Genomic DNA, 18530 nt, shown 5'->3' with positions numbered 1-18530 from the left:
CAAGCATCGCATCTCGACGACCAAGGCGGCGGGGGAAACCCCGCCGCTTTTTTTCGCCTGGTTTGGCCGTCCGGCCCGTATCAATACTGGTCTGGAACCGGACGCGAGTGGAGCCTAGGATCGCAACCAGTCGTTAAGCAAGAAATTTAAAGTGCCATTAACCATGTTTTAAAAGTGGGTGGACTAGAACCCCCTGGTGAATAACTAGGAAGGTTTCACACACATGTCCGGTATCGTTCTCTCGGCTTCGGTTCGCCAAAACCTGCTGGCGCTGCAAAACACCGCATCGCTGCTGGCCACGACTCAAAACAACCTGGCCACCGGCAACAAGGTCAACACGGCGCTCGATAACCCCACCGAATTCTTCACCTCGCAATCGCTCAACAACCGCGCGAGCGACATTGCGAATCTGCTCGACAGCATCGGCAACGGTGTCCAGGTTCTCCAGGCTGCGAATACCGGTCTCACCTCACTTCAGAAGCTTGTCGACAGCGCCAAATCGATCGCAAGCCAAGTGCTTCAGGCGCCGACGGGATACACTACCAAGTCGAGCGTGACCTCCGCGGTCATCTCAGGGGCGACGGCGAACAACCTGCTCGGCAGCTCCTCAAACAATTTCGTGACCGGCAGCACGGTCAACAACGACAACCTCAGCTCGGCCGTTGCAATCACCGGATCCACCAGGCTGTCGGGTACGGCGAGCTCGACCTCGAACGACCTGGCGAGCAGCGTCACCACCGGCGATACGCTCGTGGTCAACGGTGTCGTGTTCACCTTCGTGGCCGGCTCGGTCTCGGCCGGTACCAATATCGGCGTCGGCGACACCGTCAGCAACCTCTTGGCTGCCATCGATTCGGTGACCGGAGCCACCGCAACGCCGTCCACGGTGGCAGCGGGCAAGATCCAGCTGGCGACAGGCACGGCGCAGGATCTGACAGTATCGGGCACGGCCCTGGCCAAGCTCGGATTGACCGCCGGCACGACCACACGAAATCCGCCAGCCTTGACAGGACAGACGTTGACAATTGCCTCGACAGGGGGCGGCGTCGCAACGAACATAACGTTCGGCACAGGTGCTTCGCAGATCTCGACGCTGGCACAGCTCAATACGGCGCTCGCGGCCAACAACCTGCAGGCCAGCCTGAGCACGACGGGCCAGCTTACGATCCTCACCACCAACGAAGCGGCATCGTCGACGATCGGCGCGGTCGCCGGCTCTTCGACCGCGGCCAGCATGGCCTTCAACGGCGTGACGGCCTCGACCCCGGTGGCCGACACCAACTCTCAGACGACGCGTGCCGGCCTGATCGCGCAGTACAACAACGTCCTGGCGCAGATCAACACCACGGCGCAAGACGCCTCGTTCAACGGCATCAACCTGCTCAACGGCGACACGCTCAAGTTGGTGTTCAACGAGACCGGACGGTCCACGCTGAACATCACCGGCGTGACCTTCAACAGCACCGGTCTCGGCCTGTCGGCGCTGGTGGTCGGAAGCGACTTCCTCGACAGCAACTCGGCCAACAAGGTGCTCACGACCTTGAACAGTGCATCGACCGCGATCCGCTCTGAAGCGTCGTCGCTCGGTTCGAACCTCTCGATCGTGCAGATCCGTCAGGACTTCAACAAGAACCTGATCAACGTGCTGCAGACCGGCTCGTCGAACTTGACCTTGGCCGACACCAACGAGGAGGCGGCCAACAGCCAGGCGCTGTCGACGCGCCAGTCGATCGCAGTCTCCGCGCTCGCGCTGGCCAATCAGTCGCAGGCGAGCGTGCTGCAGCTGCTGCGCTGACGCGCGAACGTACCGGAATAATATCTCATCGAAGCGGCGGGCCATGCCCGCCGCTTCTGCGTTAGGCTATGCCGAGCGTGCCGGCACTGGTCTCCGTTCGATGTCGGGGCAGTGAGTCAGCTCTGTGAGAACGCCGTTGTTCGTGTAGTTCGCGCCGCTCGGGCGGGATGAACAACGTACGAGCTTCGTCCGGACATTTTGAATCACCGCGTTCGCAAGAAATTAAGAGGTGCACCAAACAAAGCGATTTCCGGTGCTCCGTGACGCTACGAAACAAATTCCGCTAACGGCCGCTAACCATATTTTAAAGGCACACAAAGTACAAAACCTGAGCAGTTTGGTCGTGTCCCTGCGTCAGTCCGGAGTAGTTGATGTCATATGCCGCTCAAGCCTATGCCCGCACGTCGCAGACGACGGCATCACCACGGGAGATCGAAGCTCAGGCTCTGTTGAAAGCGGCACGGCAGCTGCAGGAAGTCCAGGCCAATTGGAACGGCCCTGATCGCAACATGTACAAGGCTCTGCTCTTCAATCGTCGCTTGTGGACGATCTTCATGAGCGCGATGGAGGCGGACGACAATCCGAATCCGCTCGACATCCGCCAGAACATCGCAAATATCGGCGTGTTCGTGATGAAGCAGACGATCGAGATGCAGATGGACCCGGATCCGGCGAAGCTCAAGTCGCTGATCGACATCAACTGCCACATCGCCGCGGGGTTGTCCGGGCGGAGCTGACCGTCGGGGGCAGGGCGGGAGGCGCGTCGTCGTGACCGATATCGCCAGCATCCTGTCTGCGTCCTACAAGTCGAACCTGCGCAGTACGGCGCGAAGCAACAGCAGATACGTGGCCGTCTATCCGACGCTCTATATCGGGCGGCTGGAGCGGAAGACATGCCAACGGGAAGTCGTTCCCGGTCTCATGCGTTCAGGATCGGCGATTCGAAGTTCACGCCGGCCGGCAACGGCAAGGCCCAGATCAAGAACGTGGTCACCGACGCCGCCTCGGGCCAGACCTATCTCGACACCGCCTACGCGATACGGAGCCGTTGATCCGCCAAAGCTGCGCGGCTCGATACGGCAACGCCGCCCGGTGGGGCGGCGTGCGGGCGGCGGAATGAAGCGGCCCGGTTCCGCGGGGGCTCAGGCAGTGCGATCGGTCGCCACGACGCGCGGCACGTCGGCCCTCTGCATATCCTTCTGCAGGTCGAGCGTGTTGAAGTAGGCCCGGCGGCGCAGCACGGCCTCATCTGGATATTGGGTCACGACCTGGTCGGTCTTGCGGTTGACCACCTGGAACACCAGAGCGGCAGCGGCGCGATCGTAATAGGCTTGGCGTGACACGGACAGATCGTTTGCGATGTTGACCGGGATGTCGTTGCGCACGGGGACGCCGGGCTCGGCCGCGGTCACGGTCTGGCTGGGAGGAAGGTCCGTCGGAACAGCGCTCACCACCGCCTGGCTCGACGGCGGAATTATCGGAACGGACGCAGGCGTCCCTACCGGTCTTACGCTGAAATCGGAACTCATGGCAGCCTCCTCATGGCCATCGAGTCAATTCCCAACCCATCCCGCTTGCAACTATGCCGATGACCAATCAACGTTATGTTAGGAAATAGGATGAACACCGCGTTGTGATTCGCGCCGGCCTTTTAAGCTTATCCGAGCGTTAAACGGCGGCGGCCGCGCGGCCCTCGAGGCGGCGCGGCGATGCAGATGGGGGCTGGCGGTGAGGCTCAGAGCGTCCGGCTGACGGCGAGCGGGGTGAGGTGTCGCGCGCCCGGGGCGGCGCGGCGGCCGCCGGCGGTATAGGTGCTGGGGATGTTCTTGCGCTGAACCTCGGCATTGACGCCGCGCACGATCTTTTCCGAGATCGCGTGCGCCGTCGCCAGCACGGTCAGGTTCACCTGCAGCATGGCGCGAAAGGTGTCGTGGTGACGATGCAGGGTGGCGAGCAGCTCCGGCGCGGTCTGCTTCATGAAATTCTGGCTCGCCTTGAGGCGGCCCACGGTCGTGACGTAGTGGCGGGACAGCTCGGTCTTCTTGGGGCCGAACGCCATGCCTTCGCGCAGCTTGCCGGCGCGGACCAGTTCGGTCTCCTGCTCGATGACCGCGATCAGCTCGCTCATGACGCTCACCATCTCGTCGGCGAGCGCGCGTGCCTCTGCGGCGCTGGTGGCGGCCGTGTAGGTCGTCTTCTTCGCTTGTCCCTGTGCGGTCATTTCATAACTCCCTTCGGCGTGAGCGTTTGCCGCCCACGCGCTCGTCACGCGAACATCTACGCTTTGCCGTTGGCGCCGGAGCTGCTGCCGGCCTGTTGCAGGATGAGAGTGCGGAAGACGTCGTTTGAGATGCCGACGCCGCCGGCCTTGGCGAAGTTCTTGGAATATTGCTCCGTCAGCATCGAGCGCCAGACGCCGGTGCCCGGCGTGTCGCCGAACGGACCTTCGCCCTTCACGCCGCTGGTCATCTGCGAGAACATGCTGTTGAGGAACATGGCTTCGAAGTCGGTTGCCGTCGCCTTGGCCCTGGCCTGTGCCTTGGGCGAGACCTTGGTCAGAGCCGCCGCGAGATCGAGATCGGTGCGCGGCGCGGTGACGGCCGCGGCCGTCGGCATGCTGAGAGCGACGCGGCCATGATAGGAGTCGATGAAGGACGTCGCCATCACATCACCTCGATGTCGGCTTCGATCGCGCCGGCCGCCTTGATGGCCTGCAGGATGCTGATCAGGTCGCGGGGGCCGATGCCGAGGCCGTTGAGGCCGTCGACCAGTTGCTGCAATGACACGCCGTCCCTGACGACCGCGAACTTCTTGCCTTCCTCGGTGACGCCGACGCTGGTGCGCGGCGTGACCACGGTGCGGCCGCGCGACAGCGGATTGGGCTGGCTGACCTGCGGACTTTCGGAGATCGTGACGGTGAGGTTGCCCTGGGCCACGGCGACGGTCGCCACACGCACGTCGCGACCCATCACGATGATGCCGGAGCGCTCGTCGATGACGATCTTGGCGGCGAGATCCGGGTCGACCTGCAACTGCTCGATCTCGGTCAGCAAGGCGACGACGTTGCCCTTGAACTCCGGCGGGATGCTCAGCTGCACCGTCGACGGATCGATCGGCTCGGCAGTCTTGACGCCGAGGAAATCATTGACCGCGGCCGCGATGCGCTTGGCGGTGGTGAAGTCGGCGTTGCGCAGCGCAAGCCGCACGTTCGGCAGCCGGTTCAGCGCGAACTCGATCTCGCGCTCGATGATGGCGCCGTTGGCGATGCGGCCGACCGTCGGCACGCCGCGCACGATCTTGGCGGCCTCGCCCTCGGCCTGGAAACCGGAGATCGCGAGCGAGCCCTGCGCCACCGCATAGACGTTGCCGTCGGCGCCGAGCAGCGGGGTGACGAGCAGGGTGCCGCCCTGCAGGTTCTTGGCGTCGCCGAGCGCGGAGACCGTCACGTCCATGCGCGTGCCTTGCGTGGCGAATGGCGGCAGGTTTCCGGTGACCATGACAGCGGCGACGTTGCCGGTGCGGATGGTGGCGCCGCGGATGTTGACGCCCATGCGCTCGAGCATCGCCTGCAGCGACTGCTTGGTGAACGGAATGTTGTTCAGCGTATCGCCGGTGCCGTTGAGGCCGACCACGAGGCCGTAGCCGATCAGCTGGTTCTGGCGCACGCCCTCGATATTGGCGAGATCCTTGATCCGCGAGGTCGCATTCGCAGACATGACGGTAGATGCCAGCGCCAGCACCGCGGCGCAGGCGACCTGAAACAGGCGCGTAGTTCGGACGCGTCGCATCCTATGCTCCCCTCGAACTCTTCAAGTGATCACTCGGCCACTCCCATGACCGCATGATCGGCATTAACTATGCGAGGGCCGTGCCACAGCGATGCTCCGGGCTAACTCATTGAAAGAGTGTGAAATCGACTCGAAGCTTTGTCGCGGTCCAGGGTTACTCCGGGGGAACGAAGCTGCCGCCCCGGCAGAATTTGCCGGGCCGTTTACGCACCGTTAACCACGGCGGAGCCAATCTCCCGCTCGACACGCGAAGCTTGCGGGAGCCATCGATGCGCATCTACGGACCGAACGGCACGACCCTGGGCTCGTCAACCAGCAGCACGCGGAAGGCCTCGTCCACCGGCTTCAAGCTGCCTGACGTCGGCACCACGCAGGACACGCGCGCGACCCTCGCGCCGAAGCAGACGGCGAACATCGATGCGCTGCTGGCGCTGCAGGGCATCGAGGAGGAGCCGGCGGAGCGCCGCAAGCGCTCGGTCCAGCGCGGCAAGCGCGCGCTCGACGTGCTCGATGATCTCAAGCTGACGCTGCTGTCCGGCAAGCTCGACACTGCGATGGCGCTGCGGCTTCGCGATGCCGCGGCCGACCTGAAGCAGACCTCGGGCGACCCGGGACTGGATGCGATCCTCTCCGAGATCGAGCTGCGCGTCGAGGTCGAGCTCGCCAAGGCCGGGCGGAGCTGAGACGCTTCGCGTGTTCAAGCCGCCTTCGACGGCTGTTGCGCGTCGTAGCGCCGCTGCGCGGCGGTGACCTCCTTGAGATGACGCTCGGCCCAGTCGCGCAGCGGATCGACCGCGGCGGCGAGCGTCAGCCCGAGCGGCGTGATCGAATATTCGACGGTGACCGGGACGGTCGCGATCGCGCGCCGCCGCACCAGGCCGTCGCGCTCCAGGCTCTTCAGCACCTGGGACAGCATCTTCTGCGAAATCCCTTCGATCGACCGCCGCAACTGATTGAAGCGCAAGGGTTCGTTGCGCAGCAGGATCAGGATCAGCACGGCCCATTTGTCGCCGACGCGATCCAGGATCTGTCGCGTTGGGCAGTCGGCCGAATAGACGTTCGCGGCTCTCATCGGTTACTCCGGCGTGACCAGGTGATTTTAAAGTGCGCTCTTAACACCAGCATTCGTTCCGCTATCTAGTCACTATCGGATACCGAGGCGACTTCGTCCAGACCTCGGATCCGACCTCGTGATCTCGAACATAGGAGTTTCCCCATGAAGATCGCCGTCGCCGGCGCCTCCGGCCGTGCCGGGTCCCGCATCACCGCCGAGTTGGCCAGCCGCGGCCACCAGGTCACCGGCATTGCCCGCAACCCGGACAAGATCGAGAAGCACGCCAACGTCACGGCGGTGCGGGGGGACGCCAACGACCGCGCCGCGCTGGCGAAACTCTGGGCCGGCCATGACGTCGCGATCAGCGCGATCCATTTCTCGGCCAGCGATGTCGAGACCCTGATCGGGGCGGCCAAGGACTCCGGCGTATCGCGTTACCTCGTGGTCGGCGGCGCCGGCTCGCTCGAGGTCGCGCCGGGTGTGCGGCTGGTGACGACGCCCGGCTTTCCGGCCGCCTACAAGGCCGAAGCGGAGAAGGGCGCCGCGTTCCTCGACCGCCTGCGCCAGGAGAAGGAGCTCGATTGGACCTTCCTGTCGCCCTCTGCGATGATCGATTTCGGCCCCCGGACGGGCAAGTTCCGGCTCGGAACGGATCAGCTGCTGGTCGATGCCGACGGCAAGAGCTTCGTCACCTTCGAGGACTTCGCGGTCGCGATGGCCGACGAAATCGAGCGTCCAGCCCACCGGCGGGCCCGTTTCACGGTCGGTTACTGACGCCGTCCACGGCGTCCCGCCGGCTGGGGCCGAATTTGCCTGTGCAACGGCCCGAACGGCGGGGCGCCCGTGCCGATGGAAATATTGTCTGTCACATGAGGCCGCTATATAACGCGGCCGCGAACGGGCGTATTCCGTCCGCCGGTGCCGAAACCGGCGCCAGCACGTACAGATGGGCTGACCTTGGAAAAGTTGAAGAACTACAAACCTTCCGAAAAAGAGCCTTTCATGAACGAACGCCAGCGCGACTATTTCCGCGCCAAGCTGCTGGCATGGAAGGAGGAGATCCTGCGCGAATCGAAGCTCACCCTGCAGGCTCTGCAGGAGGAGAACGTGAACCATCCGGACCTCGCCGACCGCGCGTCGTCGGAGACCGATCGGGCGATCGAGCTTCGCGCCCGTGATCGCCAGCGCAAGCTGATCTCCAAGATCGACGCGGCGCTCCAGCGCATCGAGGACAACACCTACGGTTATTGCGAGGAGACCGGCGAGCCGATTTCGCTGAAGCGGCTCGAGGCCCGTCCCATTGCGACGCTGTCGGTGGAGGCGCAGGAACGCCACGAGAAGCGTGAAAAGGTCTATCGCGACGAGTAGGTCGCGACATTGACCTGAACGAGCGGGGATTGCGGCCGCTTGCCTGGTGCGGCCGCAGCGTCTGTTGCTGAGACGGCGCCGGTGTGCGCGAGGTCGACTCGTCACCTGAGCGGTCTGCGGGCCGGCAATGCCGGCACGACCGCTAGCGCTGTTGTTTTCCAAGCGTCCGGAACTTTTTCGCCGCTGCTGAATTATCGGCGGTTCCATCTCGGAACGCCGCGGGGAATCATGGGCGAGCCGGACATAGCCAGGGGCGCGCTGGCAACGATGCAGCGTTCCTATGGCGCCTTGAGCATCAAGGGGCGCCTCCTTCTCCTGGCCGGCATTCTGTTCCTGCCCTGCGTCGGGCTGATCGCCTATGTCATCGTATCGATGGCGCAATCCGCCGACGCCTCGATCCGGCGCGGCCTGTCCTATGCCGCCCAGACGATCTCCGGTGCCGTCGACGCCGAATTGCGGCGTTACATCGCGCTCGCCGAGGTGCTGGGCAAGTCTCCGGATCTCAGTGCCGCCGATCTCAGCAACTTCGAGGCGGAGGCGCGCCGCGTCGGTGCGGTCAGCGGCGAAGGCTGGATCATCGTGTCGGACGCGAGCGGCCGCATCCTGCTCAACACCGGGGCGACGCCGGGTAAGCCGCTCGGCGAGCGCGCGCCCGAAGGCTGGGGCTCGCAGGAGCGCGCTTTTCAGTCCGGAAGGCCGTCGATCTCCGACATCTTCACCGGTCCCAATTCCGGCGCGTGGGTGGCGACCGTCGATGTCCCCGTCTTCAGGGACGGCAAGCCGTTCCGCTGCCTTTCGATTGCCATGCCAGCCGCGAACTACACCCGGCTGCTGGCCCAGCAGCAGCTGCCGGCCGACTGGCTGGTCGGCATCATGGACGGCCAGGGCCGCTACATTTCGCGCATCCCGAAGAACGCGACCTCGACCGGGCAGCCGGCGTCGGCCGGATGGCGGGCGACTGCCAAGGCTGAGGGGATCGCGGAGTTTCCGTCGATCGAGGGCGATCGGATCATCAACGCCAATGCGCGTCCCCAACTGAGCGACTGGACTGTCGGGGTCGGCATCAAGCAGGCGGCTTTCGCCCAGGCGATCTCCTCGACGGTCCAGACCGCAACCATCGTGGCGACGACGATCTGTGCCCTGGCGCTGCTGCTGGCGGCCGGCATCGGCCGAAGCATCGCCCGGCCGCTCGAAAGCATCGCCGTCAAGCGCGCCATCCCCGGCGAGGCCGCGCCCTCCGATCCCCCGGAGGTCCGGGCGCTCAACGCCCGACTAGCTGCGGCCGAAAAGGCGCAGGCGGAGAGTGCACGCGTCATCCAGGAGAATTTCGGGATGCTCGCCCAAGCCAGGGACGATGCGTCGCGCACGGCCGGGCAGCTCAAACTCGCCGCGAAATACGGACGGCTTGGCACCTTTACCTGGGACGGCAGATCCGGCGCCAGCCACTGGTCCGATGAGATCGAAGAGCTCTATGGACTTGCGCCGGGCACGTTCCCCGGGACCTATGACGCCTGGCTGGCGCTGGTGCATCCCGAGGACCAGGCGCGTGCCGACCGGGACAACAAGCAGGCGCTGACAACCGGGGAGCTCGATTCGGAATGGCGGGTGCCGCTGCCCGACGGCTCGATCCGCTGGATCGAGGCGCGCGCCCGCATGTTGGGTGGCGAGGGCGGCGGCGATCCGTACATGATCGGCGTCAACATCGACGTCACGGCCGCGAAGGAAGCCGACCGCAAGCGCGAACTGCTCGTGCATGAGCTGGCCCATCGCGTCAAGAACAGCCTTGCCGTGGTGCAATCGCTGGCGCATCAGCTGCTGCCGCGGCACGACGCCAAGGTCCGCGATTTCACGTCGCGCCTGCATGCGCTGGCGACGGCGCACACGAGCCTTGCCGAGAACGACTGGCAGGGCGCCGATCTCGCCGCCCTCATCAGGAGTCAGGTCGTGCCGTTCGCCAGCACACCGGATCAACTCGCCACCAGCGGCCCCGCCATCCTGGTTCCGGTCGAGCTGACGACGCAGCTGGCTCTCGTCATCCACGAGATGGCCTGCAACGCCAGCAAATATGGCGCGCTCACCACGCCCGACGGCCACGTCGATGTCAGCTGGTCGTTGGCGCAGGACGCGCTGCATGTTCGCTGGCAGGAAAGCGGTGGCCCGCCGGCAACGGAGCCGCCAGTGGTCGGCTTCGGCAGCCGGCTGCTGACCCGCACGGTCAGGCATCTGCAGCGGACGTTTGCCGAGAGCGGGCTGACCTGCCAGTTCGAGCTGCCCTGGCTCAAGACGCCTGGCGAGAGTTCGGTGGCCGCAACGGAGGCGAGCTGAGCGCCGGTGCGCGAAACGCTGCGCGGCTGGAGTTCGCGCTCCAACGAGGACGCGATCGTCGCCTCTGCGGAAAGTCTGCTCGAACTCGGCATCGTGAGACGTGAAATCGGTTGAACGAGCCGCTTGCGCTGTGGCCGCGTCGTCTCAAATTGTTGATGAAGCTGAGATGGGAGCCCAAAACTCGTTTATAAACAATCCGTTCACCATAGATCCTGCGATGCCGGTTCGGACCGCGGGCCAAGGGAGTTGAAGGGCCATGGGAGCAGACGAGATACTTTCCGCTGCGCGACTGATCGTAGATGCCCGCAAGCAACGGGCGCCCTTGGGGGCTCTGCCGCCTCAGCTTCAGCCGAAGGATGAAGCTGCCGGCTATGAGATCCAGCGCGAAGTCCATTGGCTGCTCGCCGAACAGGCCGGTGACTTCGCCGGCTACAAGATCGGCTGCACCAGCAAGGTGATGCAGGACTATCTTGGCATTCCGCATCCCTGTTCCGGCGGAGTGTTCGCGTCCGGCATTCACCAGACAGGTGTCGAACTGCGCACGGCCGACTTCGTCCGCGTGGGCGTCGAATGCGAGATCGCCGTGCGGCTCAAGCACGACCTGCTGCCGTTGGACGCGCCGTTCACCATGGATCGTGTCGTCGAGGCGATCGGCGACTGTCACGCGGCGATCGAGATCGTCGACGACCGTTATGTGCAATGGCAGACGCTGGGCGCGCCGACGCTCGTCGCCGACGATTTCTTTGCTGCCGGCTGTGTCCTCGGCCCTGCGCTCCCACGCGCTGCCGTAGCGGACTTGGCCGCGGTGCAGGGCCGTGCCATCGTCAACGGCACCTTGGTCGGCGAGGGCACTGGCGCGGATGTGCTGGGACATCCTGTCCATGCGCTGGCCTGGCTTGCCAATCATCTCGCCGCCAGTGGTGACGGGCTCGAGGCCGGGCAGTTCGTCCTGACCGGCAGCCTGGTCAAGACGATCTGGCTCAAGGCCGGCGACCGGGTAAGGATGGAGCTGGACGGCCTCGGTGTGGTCGAGGCGACGTTCGGGTGAGCCGAGGTAGGGCCGGAACGTCTTGAGCTGGGGTCCGTCAGCTCGGGTGTGACAGCCAAAACGAACGCGGCCTCCGGCAGGGGAGCTACCGGAGGCCGCGTATACATCACCCGCCGCGCCTAGGTTCGCATTGGGCAATGTGGGAGCTCGTTTTCAGAGAAGGGCGGCGGCTGCGGGGGTCATGCGCCGTGACCCATATCGCGCTCGGCCATCCCTTGTCCGACCCTCTCGCGCGGGGAGGGATTTCGGTCGTGTGTCCTGGTCCTCGTTTCGATTTGCGCCTTGCGAGGTCATCGCATGGGCGGCTTCCTGAGCGACCGGGCGGGCTCCGCCCGGTCATTGATGCTGAGGTTTGCCTCAGAACGGCAGCAGGATATCCATCACCTGCTGGCCGTAGCGCGGCTGCTGGACGTCGGAGATCTGGCCGCGGCCGCCGTAGGAGATGCGGGCCTGGGCGATCTTGGTGGAGTCGATGGTGTTGTCGCTCTGGATGTCCTCGGGCCGCACGATGCCGGCCACGATCAGCTCGCGGATCTCGTAGTTGACCCGGATCTCCTGCTTGCCTTCGACGACGAGGTTGCCGTTCGGCAGCACCTGCGTCACGACCGCGGCGACGCTGGTGGTCAAGGACTCCGACCGCTGGATCGTGCCCTTGCCGTCCGAGGACGAGGTGCCGTCGGCAGTCAGGATGCGGCCGGGCAGCACCTTCTGCGCCTGCACGCCGAGCGTCTTCGCGCCGATGAAGTCGGTGATGCCCGAATCCTCCTTGTTGGTGCGGCTGCGCTGGGTCTCGTTGGCGAAATTAGCCTTGTCGGAGATGCTGACCGTGACGGTCAGGAGGTCGCCGACCTGACGGGCGCGCTGGTCCTTGAAGAAGGCGCGCGAGCCGTTGCGCCACAGCGAGTTCGGCGCGTAGGACACGGTTTCAGGCTTCGGCATCGGCATCTGCACCGGCTTGTAGCCCGGCTGCGTGGTCGGATTGTCGATCTCCGTCAGCTTCGGCCGCTCGCCAATCTGGCTGAGACGGTCGATCGAGGAGCATCCGCCGGCGATCGACAGCACCGCGAAGGAAACCGAGATCAGCGCGACCCGGCGCAGGCTCGAGACGCCCCGATCATCAAACTTGAACTTCGACATGAAACTTACTCGGCTTTCGGGGTGGCGGAGGTGGGAAGGCGGCTGGCGACGGCGACGGGTGCGGCGATGTCGGCTTCGGAGGTCTGCGCCGGCTTGGCGACGGCGATGTCGACGGAGACCTGGCCGCGACCCGAGACGCGACCGGTCACGGTGCGCTTGGACTGCAGATTGAGCACGCTGACGACGTCGCCTTCGGTGCCCGACTCCAGCGCCTTGCCGCGCGTGGTGAGATAGATGCCGGCGGTCTGGAAGATCAGCGTGACCGCCTGGTCGCGCTGCACGAGGTCGGGCTTGGCGAGGTCGGTGGTCCTCAGCGCCTGGCCCGCGCGCGCCGGGCGGCGCATCTGCATGCCCACTGCGAGCTCGCGCGTGGCGGGTTCGCCGCCGCCGAGCTCGGCGCGCGGCCGTCGCTCGGTCTGCAGGTCGCCTGAGCGGATCATCTCGTTGCGGTCGATGTTGCGGGTCAGCACCACGGCCTCGACGGTTTCGATCGCCGTGCCGGTGTAGCGCAGCTTGGTTGTACCAGCGCCATTGGCATGGCCGAGCTCCAAGGTGATGTCGAAGCGGCCGCTGCGCGGGTCGAACCGGACGCTGGTCGGCGCCAGCGTGCCCGACGTCGAGGCCTCGAATTTGAGGTCCTGCACCGGCTGGTCGAAGCTGATGCTGAGGTTGGCGGCATCGCCAAGTCCGTTGCGGTGATCGAGCGCCTGGGCCACCGTCGTGCTGATCTCCTTGGCGTCGATAGCGCGCGCCAGCCGCGTGACCGCGACCTCCTTGATGTCGCGGACCTCGACGCCGATCACCTGGTGGGTGCGCAGGGTCGCGATCACCTGCGCGGCCGGCAGCACGCCGGTCGTGCCGAGGTCGGGCGCGCGGTAGACGGCGATGTTGGCCGCGACGCCCGCATTGTCGATCAGGTCGCCGACGCGAACGATGTCGCCGGTGACGTTCACGGTGGAGCGCAGCACGGGCGCCTTGATCTGGTCGTCGGCCTCGCCGGCCAGCGCCGACAGCGCGGTCGAGGCGAGCAGGGCGGCCGCAAGCAGGAAGGGACGGACGGTACGGGTCATGATGGCGATCTCCCTTCGAACCTCAGCGGAACAGCGCAGTGGTCGACTGCAGCATCTGGTCGGCGGCCGAAATGACCTTGGCGTTCATCTCGTAGGCGCGCTGCGCGGCGATCAGCTCGCTCATCTCGCTGACGACGTCGACATTGGCCTGCTCCAGGCTGCCCTGGGTGATGCTGCCGAGACCGTCCTGGTTGGCGACGCCGTCCTGCGGCGGCCCGGAGGAGGGGGTGTCGGTGAACTGGTTGTTGCCGACCGGCTGCAGGCCGGCCTTGTTGATGAAGCGGGTGACCTGGAGCTGGCCGATGATGTTCGAGGTGGTCGAGCCCGGCAGCGTCACCGAGACCTGGCCCTGCGCGTTGACGGTGATGCCCGAGGCGTTCTGCGGGATCGTGATGGTCGGCTGCACCGGGTTGCCCTGGGCGGTAACGATGCGGCCCTGATTGTCCATCTGGAAGGTGCCGTCGCGGGTGTACTGGAAGGTGCCGTCGGGCATCAGCACCTTGAAGAAGCCCTCGCCAGAGATCGCGAGGTCGAGATCGTTGCCGGTCTGCGACAGAGTGCCCTGCGTCATCGAGCGCGGCGTGCCGACGGTCTTGACGCCGCCGCCGATGTCGATGCCGACGGGCAGGATCGTGCCCTGGTCCGACGACTGCGCGCCGACGCGGCGCATGTGCTCGTAGATCAGGTCCTGGAACGCCACCGTCTGCTTCTTGAAGCCGGTGGTGCGCAGGTTGGCGATGTTGTTGGAGATCACCTGAACGTTGAGTTCCTGTGCCGCCATTCCGGTCGCAGCGGTGTGAAGCGCCTGCATGTCACGTCTCCTTCAAGATCTGTCAGGCCGGAACGTCGGCGAGTTTCTCGATCGCGTTCTTGCGCAGGTCGCTCTGGACCTGGAGCATGTTGGCGACCTGGGTGTAGGCGCGCATCACTTCGACCATCTTGCTCATCTCGCCGACCGCGCTGACGTTCGACTTCTCGATGTAGCCCTGCTGCACGGTCGACTTGGTGTCCTGCTGCGGGATGGCGCCCCCGGCGGCAGCGTAGAGGTTGTTGCCCTGCTTCTGCGCGGCCTGCGGATCGGCGAAGTTCACGATGCGCAGCTTGCCGCGGATCGAGTCGGTGCGGTTGACGCCCTCGACCACTGTCACGGTGCCGTCGGGCGAGATGTTGATGTCGTGGTCGGTCGGCTGAAACACGATCGGACCGCCGGTGCCGAGCACGAGGTCACCGGCGGCGGTGACGAGCTGGCCGAGATTGTTCATGTGCAGATTGCCGTCGCGGGTGTAGCGCTCGCCGGCCGCGGTCTGCACCGTCAGGAAGCCGTCGCCCGTGACGGCGACGTCGAGCGCGTTGCCGGTGCGCTGCATCGAGCCCTGCGAGAAGTCGCGATAGGTGCCGCGGTCCTGGACATAGGACACCCTGCGGGCGGCGCCCGGAAAATTGTCTTCATGCGCGCCGGAGGAGAGATACTCCTCGAACAGCTGCTGATCGGCCTTGAAGCCGTTGGTGTTGACGTTGGCGACGTTGTTGGCAACGACGTCGAGTTGCCGCTCCAGCACCATCTGTCGCGACAATCCGATGAGAAGCGCGTTCTCCACCGGTCGATCTCCCCTCTTAACGAATCCCGTTCGCGGCACCTCTCCCAAGGCGGTCTCGACCGGGTCTTCAACGAACCGTTCAGCTCTCCCAAGCCGGCGGGTTCGCAAGGGGTACAGCGAAAGCCGTGCCACTATGAAAATCGTATTCTTATCAATGAATTAGAGTTTCGATGGCGTCCGAAACGCCCGGCAATAACGTCTCGCTAACCATAATTGCCCGGCAAGATTTTCCCACCGCCTCGGCAAAAGAAAGCTTCCGTTAACCATTGTTACCGTAGCGTTCACTCAACAAAGCGCAGATGCGCTGGGAGCGTTGGTTTCGCGTCATTAAGCTTTCTGGCGGCATCGGCTCGATTTTCCGGAAGGATCCGAAAGCTATGGCCGAGAACGACGCCGGAGCAGGCGAAGGCGAGGAGCAAGCAGGCTCGCCGAAGAGCAAGCTCAAGCTGATCATCATGGTCGTCGGCGCGCTGGCGCTGCTCGGCGTCGGTGGTGCGGCCTATTTCTTCTTCTTCAGCCACAAGAACGACGAGCATCACGCCGAGGCGGCGCCGCCGCCGAAGCCGCCGGCCTTCGTCGAGGTGCCGGACCTTCTCGTCAACCTGGTCGGCAATCCCGGTGACCGCGTCCAATATCTGAAAGTGAAGATCGTGCTCGAGGTGAAGGAGGAGAAGCAGGTCGAGTCGATCAAGCCGACGCTGCCGCGCGTCACCGACATCTTCCAGACGTACTTGCGCGAGCTCCGGCCGAGCGACCTCAACGGCTCGGCGGGCCTGTTCCGGCTCAAGGAGGAGCTCACCAAGCGGGTCAACGTCGCGCTGGCGCCCAACCAGGTCAACGCGGTGTTGTTCAAGGAAATCGTGGTCCAGTAAGGCAAAGAAGCTCAACGATCATGGCGGGCAACGATCAAGTCGACCAGGATGCGATAGCCGCGCAATGGGAAGCCTCGCTCGACTCGGAGGATCCCACAGAGGCCGCGGAAGCCGCAGCAGCCAATGAACTCACCGAATCGATGGCCCTGCAATGGGCCGCGATGGTCGAGGACGGCAGCCGCGATTTCGGCGCCACCAAGAACGGCGGCGAGCGGGTGCTGTCGCAGGAGGAGATCGACAATCTCCTCGGCTTCACCGCCGGCGAGGTCAGTCTCGACGACCATTCCGGCATTCGCGCGATCATCGATTCGGCGATGGTCTCCTACGAGCGTCTGCCGATGCTCGAAATCGTCTTCGACCGCCTGGTGCGGCTGATGACGACGTCCTTGCGCAACTTCACCTCCGACAACGTCGAGGTCTCGCTCGATCGCATCACCTCGGTGCGCTTCGGCGACTACATGAACTCGATTCCGCTGCCCGCCGTGCTCAGCGTGTTCAAGGCGGAGGAGTGGGAGAATTTCGGGCTCGCCACCGTCGACTCGACCCTGATCTATTCGATCATCGACGTGCTGCTCGGCGGCCGCCGCGGCAACACCCAGCTCCGCGTCGAGGGTCGCCCCTACACGACGATCGAGACCAACCTGGTCAAGCGCCTGATCGAGGTGGTGCTGAGCGATGCCGAGCAGGCGTTCCGGCCGCTGTCGCCGGTGCGCTTTACCATCGACCGGCTCGAGACCAATCCGCGTTTCGCCGCGATCAGCCGGCCCGCCAATGCCGCGATCCTGGTGAAGCTGCGGATCGACATGGAAGACCGCGGCGGCAACATCGAGCTGCTGCTGCCCTACGCGACGATCGAGCCGATCCGGCCGGTGCTGTTGCAGATGTTCATGGGTGAGAAGTTCGGCCGCGATCCCGTCTGGGAAGGCCACTTCGCCACCGAGATCGCCAAGGCCGAGATCGCCGTCGACGCCGTGCTCTACGAGGCCGACGTGCCGCTGAAGCAGCTCATGAAGCTGAAGGTCGGCGACACCCTGCCGCTCGACATCCGTCCCGATGCGCTGGTCGCGGTCCGCTGCGGCAGCACCATGCTGACGGAAGGACGGATGGGCCGGGTCGGCGACCGCGTCGCGATCCGTGTCACCAAGAATTTGCGCAAGCCGAATACGACGCTTGCGATGTTCGAAGGCGCAGAAGGCCAGAACAAGTTGATGGAGGCCCAATGAACCACTCCCTCGGATTGATCATCGAAAGCCTGGTGGCGGTCTTATTGGTGCTGACCATCGGCTATTGCATGCTGCTGAATTCCAGGCTTAAGCGGCTGAAGGCGGACGAGCATTCGCTCAAGGCCGTGATCGCGGAGCTGATCACCGCGACCGAGATCGCCGAGCGGGCGATCGGCGGCCTCAAGCTCGCGGTGCGCGACGTCAACGACAATCTCGGCAATCAGCTCGCCGCCGCGACGCAGATGTCCGACCAGTTGCGCAAGCAGCTCGCCGAGAGCGACGGCGTGGTGCGCCGGCTGTCGCGCATCGCCAGCGCCGCGCGACCCATCACCTCGCCTGAAGCCGCGCCGGAGCCGGCGCCTGCGCCTGTGCCGGCGATCACGACCGAGCCGGTGCGCGTCTCCGGTGCCAAGGCGGTTGCCGCCGCGGCCCAGGCATTCTCCGAACGTCGAAGGACTGGTGGCCTTGCCGCATGAATGCGTTTCGTAACATCCGCGTCATTCCCGTCGTCCTGATCGCGGTGGCCTGCCTTGCGGTCCTGAAGGTGGCCGGTCTCGTGATCGATGGCGGCTACGTTTTCGACTATGACCCTCACCCGACCAAGCGGTCCTGGGCCCAGGAGAACCTGGGCTATCCGGGCCGCGAGGACAACGACATCGTCACCGGCTCCACGCACGGCGCGCCGAAGGAGAAGAAGGAGGAGGCGCCCAAGCCCGCCGCTCCCGACACCAAGCCCGAGGGCGTGGTGATCAAGCCCGAGGAGAACCAGCAGCAGGTGTCGCCGGCGGAGAAGGCGATCCTCGAGCGGCTGCAGTCGCGTCGCCAGGAGCTCGACGCGCGCGCGCGCGAGATCGACATCCGCGAGAGCCTGTTGCGCGCCGCCGAGCAGCGCATCCAGTCCAAGACCGAGGAGATGAAGGCGATCGAGGGCCGCATTTCCGGCGCGCAGGCCGCCAAGACCGAGGCCGACAACGCCCGCTTCAAGAGCATCGTCACGATGTACGAGGGCATGAAGCCGAAGGATGCCGCCAAGGTGTTCGACCGGCTCGAGATGTCGGTGCTGATCGAGATCGCCTCGCAGATCGCCCCGCGCAAGATGTCGGACATTCTCGGTCTGATGACGCCGGAGGCCGCCGAGCGGCTCACCGTCGAGCTCGCGCGCCGGGCCGGCGCCGACAGGCCCGAGACCAGCGCCGAGCTGCCGAAGATCGAGGGCAAGATCGTGCCTGTGAAGAGCAATTGAGCCGCATGT

At 65.1% G+C, this 18530-nt stretch carries 21 protein-coding genes; 12 read left to right on the top strand and 9 right to left on the bottom strand.

Features of this window, described 5'->3' with window-relative positions:
* The first annotated feature begins 223 nt into the window (after nt 1-223).
* From QX041_RS26915 to QX041_RS26905, 3 genes are all read left to right on the top strand, one after another.
* Complete coding sequence (locus QX041_RS26915; RefSeq protein WP_315715998.1) at nt 224-1795, top strand: flagellin; 1572 nt, start codon at nt 224-226, stop codon at nt 1793-1795.
* 371 nt (nt 1796-2166) lie between these two features.
* Nucleotides 2167-2532, top strand: coding sequence for a flagellar biosynthesis regulator FlaF (gene flaF, locus QX041_RS26910; RefSeq protein ID WP_315715999.1), 366 nt, complete (start codon nt 2167-2169; stop codon nt 2530-2532).
* A gap of 156 nt (nt 2533-2688) precedes the next feature.
* On the top strand, nt 2689-2847 hold the full coding sequence (locus QX041_RS26905) for a hypothetical protein (RefSeq protein ID WP_315716000.1): 159 nt from the start codon (nt 2689-2691) through the stop codon (nt 2845-2847).
* 90 nt (nt 2848-2937) lie between these two features.
* Here the strand turns inward: QX041_RS26905 and QX041_RS26900 are convergent, their stop codons facing one another.
* The 4 genes from QX041_RS26900 to QX041_RS26885 form a co-directional block, all read right to left on the bottom strand.
* Nucleotides 2938-3324, bottom strand: coding sequence for a hypothetical protein (locus QX041_RS26900; RefSeq protein ID WP_315716001.1), 387 nt, complete (start codon nt 3322-3324; stop codon nt 2938-2940).
* 206 nt (nt 3325-3530) lie between these two features.
* Nucleotides 3531-4016, bottom strand: coding sequence for a hypothetical protein (locus QX041_RS26895; protein WP_315716002.1), 486 nt, complete (start codon nt 4014-4016; stop codon nt 3531-3533).
* A gap of 56 nt (nt 4017-4072) precedes the next feature.
* Nucleotides 4073-4459 carry a flagellar assembly peptidoglycan hydrolase FlgJ gene (gene flgJ / locus QX041_RS26890; RefSeq protein ID WP_315716003.1) on the bottom strand — a complete coding sequence of 129 codons (387 nt, stop codon included), beginning with the start codon at nt 4457-4459 and terminating at the stop codon, nt 4073-4075.
* Nucleotides 4459-5583: a flagellar basal body P-ring protein FlgI gene (locus QX041_RS26885; RefSeq protein ID WP_315828149.1), complete on the bottom strand. Its 1125-nt coding sequence runs from the start codon at nt 5581-5583 to the stop codon at nt 4459-4461. The genes flgJ and QX041_RS26885 overlap by 1 nt, the downstream gene beginning before the upstream one ends.
* A 269-nt stretch (nt 5584-5852) precedes the next feature.
* Between QX041_RS26885 and QX041_RS26880 the strand changes: the two genes are divergently transcribed.
* Nucleotides 5853-6266 carry a flagellar assembly protein FliX gene (locus QX041_RS26880; protein WP_316167112.1) on the top strand — a complete coding sequence of 138 codons (414 nt, stop codon included), beginning with the start codon at nt 5853-5855 and terminating at the stop codon, nt 6264-6266.
* Nucleotides 6267-6280: 14 nt separating this feature from the next.
* Here the strand turns inward: QX041_RS26880 and QX041_RS26875 are convergent, their stop codons facing one another.
* The gene (locus tag QX041_RS26875; RefSeq protein WP_315716006.1) at nt 6281-6655 is read right to left on the bottom strand and encodes a helix-turn-helix domain-containing protein; all 375 of its coding nucleotides are present in this window, start codon (nt 6653-6655) and stop codon (nt 6281-6283) included.
* Between the two features lie 144 nt (nt 6656-6799).
* Between QX041_RS26875 and QX041_RS26870 the strand changes: the two genes are divergently transcribed.
* The 4 genes from QX041_RS26870 (at nt 6800) to QX041_RS26855 (ending at nt 11378) form a co-directional block, all read left to right on the top strand.
* The gene (locus QX041_RS26870; protein WP_315716007.1) at nt 6800-7411 is read left to right on the top strand and encodes an NAD(P)-dependent oxidoreductase; all 612 of its coding nucleotides are present in this window, start codon (nt 6800-6802) and stop codon (nt 7409-7411) included.
* A gap of 228 nt (nt 7412-7639) precedes the next feature.
* On the top strand, nt 7640-8005 hold the full coding sequence (gene dksA / locus QX041_RS26865) for an RNA polymerase-binding protein DksA (protein WP_170323279.1): 366 nt from the start codon (nt 7640-7642) through the stop codon (nt 8003-8005).
* Nucleotides 8006-8272: 267 nt separating this feature from the next.
* Entirely contained in the window at nt 8273-10330 is a 2058-nt protein-coding gene (locus tag QX041_RS26860) for a sensor histidine kinase (protein ID WP_316167111.1), read from the top strand.
* 256 nt (nt 10331-10586) lie between these two features.
* Complete coding sequence (locus QX041_RS26855; protein ID WP_316167109.1) at nt 10587-11378, top strand: 2-keto-4-pentenoate hydratase; 792 nt, start codon at nt 10587-10589, stop codon at nt 11376-11378.
* 357 nt (nt 11379-11735) lie between these two features.
* Here QX041_RS26855 and flgH read toward each other — a convergent pair whose 3' ends face one another.
* Genes flgH through flgF form a run of 4 tightly spaced genes read right to left on the bottom strand, consistent with a single transcriptional unit; the run spans nt 11736 to nt 15183 of the window.
* The gene (gene flgH, locus QX041_RS26850; RefSeq protein ID WP_315716010.1) at nt 11736-12515 is read right to left on the bottom strand and encodes a flagellar basal body L-ring protein FlgH; all 780 of its coding nucleotides are present in this window, start codon (nt 12513-12515) and stop codon (nt 11736-11738) included.
* A gap of 5 nt (nt 12516-12520) precedes the next feature.
* Nucleotides 12521-13588: a flagellar basal body P-ring formation chaperone FlgA gene (gene flgA, locus QX041_RS26845; protein WP_316167234.1), complete on the bottom strand. Its 1068-nt coding sequence runs from the start codon at nt 13586-13588 to the stop codon at nt 12521-12523.
* Between the two features lie 19 nt (nt 13589-13607).
* Nucleotides 13608-14396, bottom strand: coding sequence for a flagellar basal-body rod protein FlgG (gene flgG / locus QX041_RS26840; protein WP_315716012.1), 789 nt, complete (start codon nt 14394-14396; stop codon nt 13608-13610).
* Nucleotides 14397-14418: 22 nt separating this feature from the next.
* The gene (gene flgF, locus QX041_RS26835; protein WP_315753140.1) at nt 14419-15183 is read right to left on the bottom strand and encodes a flagellar basal-body rod protein FlgF; all 765 of its coding nucleotides are present in this window, start codon (nt 15181-15183) and stop codon (nt 14419-14421) included.
* 377 nt (nt 15184-15560) lie between these two features.
* Between flgF and fliL the strand changes: the two genes are divergently transcribed.
* The 4 genes from fliL to QX041_RS26815 are packed head-to-tail and all read left to right on the top strand — an operon-like array spanning nt 15561 to nt 18521.
* Complete coding sequence (gene fliL / locus QX041_RS26830; RefSeq protein WP_315716014.1) at nt 15561-16055, top strand: flagellar basal body-associated protein FliL; 495 nt, start codon at nt 15561-15563, stop codon at nt 16053-16055.
* A gap of 20 nt (nt 16056-16075) precedes the next feature.
* Nucleotides 16076-17278 (top strand): flagellar motor switch protein FliM, encoded by a 1203-nt coding sequence (fliM, locus tag QX041_RS26825; protein ID WP_315716015.1) that lies wholly within the window; start codon nt 16076-16078, stop codon nt 17276-17278.
* Complete coding sequence (locus tag QX041_RS26820) at nt 17275-17754, top strand: DUF6468 domain-containing protein (protein ID WP_315716016.1); 480 nt, start codon at nt 17275-17277, stop codon at nt 17752-17754. The genes fliM and QX041_RS26820 overlap by 4 nt, the downstream gene beginning before the upstream one ends.
* Nucleotides 17751-18521 (top strand): flagellar protein FlbB, encoded by a 771-nt coding sequence (locus QX041_RS26815; RefSeq protein WP_315716017.1) that lies wholly within the window; start codon nt 17751-17753, stop codon nt 18519-18521. Before QX041_RS26820 ends, QX041_RS26815 begins: the two co-directional genes overlap by 4 nt.
* The last annotated feature ends 9 nt before the right edge of the window (nt 18522-18530 follow it).

Source organism: Bradyrhizobium sp. SZCCHNRI2009 (assembly GCF_032485115.1).
Lineage (GTDB): Bacteria > Pseudomonadota > Alphaproteobacteria > Rhizobiales > Xanthobacteraceae > Bradyrhizobium.
Note: the sequence above shows the minus strand (reverse complement) of the source record. Positions and strands in the feature narration are given on the sequence as shown.